This is a genomic window from Candidatus Cryosericum odellii, from assembly GCF_003570935.1.
Lineage (GTDB): Bacteria > Caldisericota > Caldisericia > Cryosericales > Cryosericaceae > Cryosericum > Cryosericum odellii.
On the sequence record NZ_QXIU01000185.1, the window covers coordinates 1 to 4,994 of the forward strand.

The 4,994-nt window shown below is 55.6% G+C and carries 6 protein-coding genes; all 6 read left to right on the top strand.

Features of this window, described 5'->3' with window-relative positions; all coding sequences use genetic code 11:
• Positions 1-151: 151 nt before the first annotated feature.
• Positions 152-604, top strand: coding sequence for a PTS sugar transporter subunit IIA (locus tag SMC5_RS07505; protein ID WP_119120211.1), 453 nt, complete (start codon positions 152-154; stop codon positions 602-604).
• 9 nt (positions 605-613) lie between these two features.
• Complete coding sequence (locus SMC5_RS07510) at positions 614-1,105, top strand: PTS system mannose/fructose/N-acetylgalactosamine-transporter subunit IIB (RefSeq protein ID WP_119120212.1); 492 nt, start codon at positions 614-616, stop codon at positions 1,103-1,105.
• A gap of 47 nt (positions 1,106-1,152) precedes the next feature.
• A complete protein-coding gene (locus tag SMC5_RS07515; protein WP_119120213.1) occupies positions 1,153-1,854 on the top strand; it encodes an SIS domain-containing protein in 702 nt (233 codons plus the stop codon).
• On the top strand, positions 1,847-2,992 hold the full coding sequence (locus SMC5_RS10465; protein WP_165849023.1) for a Gfo/Idh/MocA family protein: 1,146 nt from the start codon (positions 1,847-1,849) through the stop codon (positions 2,990-2,992). The genes SMC5_RS07515 and SMC5_RS10465 overlap by 8 nt, the downstream gene beginning before the upstream one ends.
• A 49-nt stretch (positions 2,993-3,041) precedes the next feature.
• Positions 3,042-4,193 carry an N-acetylglucosamine-6-phosphate deacetylase gene (gene nagA, locus SMC5_RS07530; protein WP_119120214.1) on the top strand — a complete coding sequence of 384 codons (1,152 nt, stop codon included), beginning with the start codon at positions 3,042-3,044 and terminating at the stop codon, positions 4,191-4,193.
• A gap of 4 nt (positions 4,194-4,197) precedes the next feature.
• Positions 4,198-4,994 (top strand): Cof-type HAD-IIB family hydrolase (locus SMC5_RS07535; RefSeq protein ID WP_165849024.1); only part of this gene is annotated, 797 nt, incomplete at its 3' end.

Below are 4,994 nucleotides of genomic sequence, written 5' to 3' on the forward strand. Positions count from 1 at the left end.
CGAACTGTTCCTGGGGTCCTGCGATAAGAGTGACAGCACTTGCAATTCCATCAGCAAATTCTCCGTGAGTAACAACGACGATTCCAATCATGATGGATTCCTTTCCACGTCCGGGCTGCCTAGGCAGCCCGGAACTGGAAAGGAACCTATTATGATTGGAATCGTCGTTGTTACTCACGGAGAATTTGCTGATGGAATTGCAAGTGCTGTCACTCTCATCGCGGGGCCCCAGGAACAGTTTGAGACCGTTGCGCTTCGCGAGGGAGACAGTATCGATGGACTCAAGGAACGCATTCAGGCAGGCATTGACAAAACGGACACGGGTTCAGGTTCACTTTTGTTTGTTGATATGCTGGGAGCGTCTCCTTCCAACGCTGCGGCGTACCTCGTCACCGACCGTGTGGAGATCATTGCAGGCGTGAACCTGCCGATGATCCTTGAGATTCTGGCTGTCCGAAGCGACATGGCACTGGCCGATGTTGCAGAAATGGCTATGAATGCAGGTAAGGAGTCTATCCAGAGTTTGAGTGCAATAATGCGTCAAGCATTGAACAATAATCCGGGGCACGATGACACCGGTGCAGCACCATCTTCAACCCCATAGGAGCGAATCATGGCATTCTTTCTACACATTGACAATCGTCTTATTCATGGACAGGTTACCATAAGCTGGTGCGGCTACTATGGCGCCAAGCGTATTATTGTTGCGGACGACAAGGTCGCGGCCGATCCGATTCAGCGCATTGTCCTGCCGCAGGCAGCGCGCGGGCTCCCATGCTCGGTGGTCACTATTGCTGATGGTTTGAAACAGCTCTCTTCCATGGACCCTGCCCACGAGAATGTCCTCATCATTGCGCGCAATGCGCAGGGTGCACTGGCACTTATGCAGGGCGGACTCAAGCCGAAGAGCATCAATGTCGGCAATCAGGCGCCAGTCCAGGGGACGAAGTATGTGATGGTTCTTCCATGGATAGCTTCGACCAGGGAGGATGCAGAGGCATTCAAGGCTATTGGGGACATGGGCTATAAGATCACGCCTCAGCGCAGTGCCAATGACCGTGCGCTTGATCTGGTCGAACTTCTCCGGAAGAAGGGCTTGCTGTAGACGGATCGTTGTCAGCAGAAAAAATAGATACGAGCTGGGAGGTCAGTATGGCATTGGAATTCTTTAGCAAGATCGAGGAGCTGATCCCTGTCCTGAAGCAGGAAGAGGACAACATGCGCAAGGCGGGCCATATTGTTGCACAGAGTATCATGAGTGGCGGAATCCTTCAGGCTTTTGGCAGTGGACATTCTGCATCTGTTGCTATCGAGATTTGTGGGCGTGCGGGCGGCCTTATTCCATCCAAACAGGTCAAGGAACTATCGGGCGGCCATTATGAACGCATCGAAGGCGTGGGAACGATATTCGCCGAGATGTGGGATATCCGGAAGAACGATTGTCTATTCATCATCAGCAACTCGGGACGGAATCCTCTGATCATCGAGATGGCAATGGTTGCACGGTCGATTGGTGTACCGGTCATTGCCGTTACCGCTCTGGAGATCGAGAAACACAGCACGTCGCGCCATTCGAGTGGCAAGATGCTGTGGCAACTTGCAGATGTCATCCTCGACAATCACAGTGTCGAAGGGGATGCTACCATCGAACTTCCGGGTCTTCCTACGAAGATTGCGGGAACGTCGAGTATCAGTTCGGACATCCTGGTCGACCAGTCCATTGTCTTCGCCATCCGCGAGATGCTGGAGGCTGGTTACGTTCCACCGGTGTTCATGAGTGCCAATGTTGACGGGGGCCCTGAATTCAACAAGGAGTACACCGCCAAGTACGCAGACCGCCTCTACCATGTCTGAGGAGATGCAGCCGGTTCGCCTCGGCCTCGCGGGGACTGGTTTCATCGGCCGCATCCACTGGATGTGTTATCGGGCACTGTCCGGGATATATGCGGAACCCCCGGCGCGAGTCATGTTTGACACGGTCTATACGTCACACCCGAATGAGGCTGATCGGTTTGAGTTCTCTCGAGCTCTCCCTTATGACTCCGTATCTTCGACGTGCGCCCAGATCGACATGCTGGATGTGTGCACCCCAAATGCCGCACACCGCTCTCTTGTGGAAGCGGCAGTCGCAGCGCATGTCCGTGTCTACTGTGAGAAACCGGTCGACCTGAGCGGTGAGCTTACACTTGAACTGGCCCGGAAGGCAGACAATGCAGGCGTCCTGAACCAGACTGCCCTCGTGTATCGGTTCCTTCCTGCTATGGCGGCTGCGCGTGCGATCGTGCGAACAGGCGTCATTGGCGACGTTGTGACATGGAGAGCTGTCCTTCTGCATGCCAGTTATCTGAATACCCAGCGAGCAATGACGTGGCGCTTGAGTCGCAAGGAATCTGGCGGTGGCGCTCTTGTCGACCTGGGTCTCCATATGGTTGATGCTGTGCGCATGGTCGTCGGCGAATTCGAAGCAGTGCGCTGTGTGACCAGAACTGTCGTTGGTGAGCGTCCCAGTACGGGAGTCCCGGATGGAATGTCTCGTGTCGACGTGGACGACTGGGCACTGGTCACTGCGGACCTGATGAATGGCAGCACGGGAACGATCGAGGTTTCCCGGGTGCACGCCGGGCGTGAAGGAGCCTTTGCCTTTGAGGTCTTTGGAACGAAGGGTTCTGTGACAGTCGACCTTCAGCGCGGGCGAGCTGTCATCATGGATGCAGCTTCGCGTGACGTGACACAGGATATCGTTCTGGACGACCCGTGGGTAACGTATCTGAAGACTGCGTTTCCAAGTTCGAAAATGTCGATGGGACCCATGTGTGATATGCACGCTGCAAGCATCTACACATTTCTGGACGGCTGTACAGGCGGCGATGTTGGGTTTGCGGCCCGCCCGACTCTTGCGGAGGCCGGTTGGACACATCGCGTAGTCGATGCCTGCTATCGATCCGCTGACACGGGCAACCGGGTTAACGTGGAACATCCCCAGGCGTCCTGACTGGAGCCGGGGTTCTCTCATTTCCTGCGGTGTTTGAAAGGAGAAGACCATGAGCATGCCGGCATCTTCGCACTATGTCATCAAGACCGACCGTCTCTTCACCCCTGATGAATTGCGTGGTACGTTCTGGGTCGAAATTGAAGCCGGCCGGATCAGACACATTCTCACAGAACAACCCTCCGGGATCGAAGTTCTCGATACGACGGGTTTCCTTGTTGCTCCTGGCTTCATTGACGTTCATATTCATGGGTATGGCGGACACGACATTATGGAAGCGAGCAGTGAAGCTCTCGAGTGTATGGCGACAGGTCTGCCCCATGCGGGCGTCACGTCATTTCTGCCGACGACCGTGGGCGCGCGCATTGCCACTCTCCAGCACGTCATGGCAGCTTTGAGTCCCAAGCTGGCAACAGTCGAAGGGGCGAGACCTCTGGCATGGCATCTGGAGGGACCATTCCTCAATCAAAAGATGCCAGGAGCCATGAATCCCGAGAATTTCGAGATACCGACCATTGCGAATGCCAAAGCACTGGTTGACAGTGGACCCGTCACACTGATGGCCGTGGCGCCCGAGCGCGAGGGAGCGATCCCAGTTATCGAGTACCTGGTCAGCCGCGGCGTGCATGTCTCCATTGGACATACCGATACAGATTTCGAGCACGCTGTTGCGGGGATCGCGGCTGGCGCCACGTCTATGAACCATCTCTTTAATGTGATGCGACCATTGCTCCATCGCGAACCAGGTCCCGTCGGCGCTGCGCTCCTGTACGATGTCTATCTTCAGTTCATAGCTGACGGCGTGCATACTCATCCTGCCACGATTGCGCTGGTGAGTCGGTATCTGAAGGATCGACTCGTGCTTATCTCTGATTCCGTCCTTGCTGTCGGACTCGGTATCCAGGGCGAGTTTGATTTCGATGGACAGAAGGTGACGGTGGACGAGACCTCAGTGCGGCTCCCTGGTGGACGCCTTGCAGGTTCCATTCTGACGTTGGATCGGGCCGTCCGTAACGTGGTCAGCATTGGCGGCCTTGACCTTGCGAGTGCTTTCCGCGCCGCAGGTCAGAACCCTGCCCGTTCCATCGGTGTGACCGATCGAGGTATCATCCGACCGGGAGCTGTCGCGGACATTGTCATCCTGACACCTGACCTTCATGTCTCTTCCACGATCTGCCAGGGCAGCGTGGTCTACAGCGTGTAGGGCCGTGGCGGCAATCCAGAAACTCATTGCCTGCGATCTTGATGGAACGCTGCTGGACAGCTATTCACTCATCACGGAGGAAACGGTTGCTGAATTGAGGACTGCCCTGGTTCCAGGGGTGGAATTCACCATCTGTTCCGGCCGGGAACAGTTCTCGATCATGCCGTTCGTTGAGCAGCTGGGGATCATCCACGTGCCGATCATCAGTGAGACCGGCGCCGTCATCCAGGATCCGTTTGATGGGCACATCATTGCTGAGTGGAATCTCGCAGGTTCTGTCATAGGAGAAGTCCTCGACCTCTTGCAACGCAGCTCATACGATTTCAACTTCTTTCTGTTGAAAGGCGAGGACGTCGTGCTCTACAAGAATGCCGCCGCACCCTTCTTCCTGCAGAAGATGCCATATGCGGAGCTGAATTCGCGTTTTGAGGACATAAGGGCCTGGAAAACTCACGATATGGAGGGCTATCGAAAGCTTGCTATCCGGTGTCGTCTGGAAGAGACGGACGCCCTCGAGCTGGACCTCGTGCACGCGCTTGGGGTCAATGCGACGGTCGTGAAGGCTGACGCTAACTGCATCGACATCATGGGTGCGGGTGTCGACAAAGGCAGTGCCGTCTCAACCTTGTCTTCGATGCTTGGCCTGGAGATGAAAAACATCATGGTTCTCGGTGACAACGAGTCGGATGCCAGTATGTTCAAGGTGGCAGGCGTTTCTGTAGCCATGGCCAACGGAGATCCCCAGGTGATCCGTTTGGCTCGGTATGTGACCCCGTCGAACGATGAACGTGGTGTCGTTGC

Coding starts and splice junctions, on each gene's coding strand:
- SMC5_RS07505 (WP_119120211.1), top strand. CDS start 152: ATGATTGGAATCGTCGTTGTTACTCACGGAGAATTTGCTGATGGAATT.
- SMC5_RS07510 (WP_119120212.1), top strand. CDS start 614: ATGGCATTCTTTCTACACATTGACAATCGTCTTATTCATGGACAGGTT.
- SMC5_RS07515 (WP_119120213.1), top strand. CDS start 1,153: ATGGCATTGGAATTCTTTAGCAAGATCGAGGAGCTGATCCCTGTCCTG.
- SMC5_RS10465 (WP_165849023.1), top strand. CDS start 1,847: ATGTCTGAGGAGATGCAGCCGGTTCGCCTCGGCCTCGCGGGGACTGGT.
- nagA (WP_119120214.1), top strand. CDS start 3,042: ATGAGCATGCCGGCATCTTCGCACTATGTCATCAAGACCGACCGTCTC.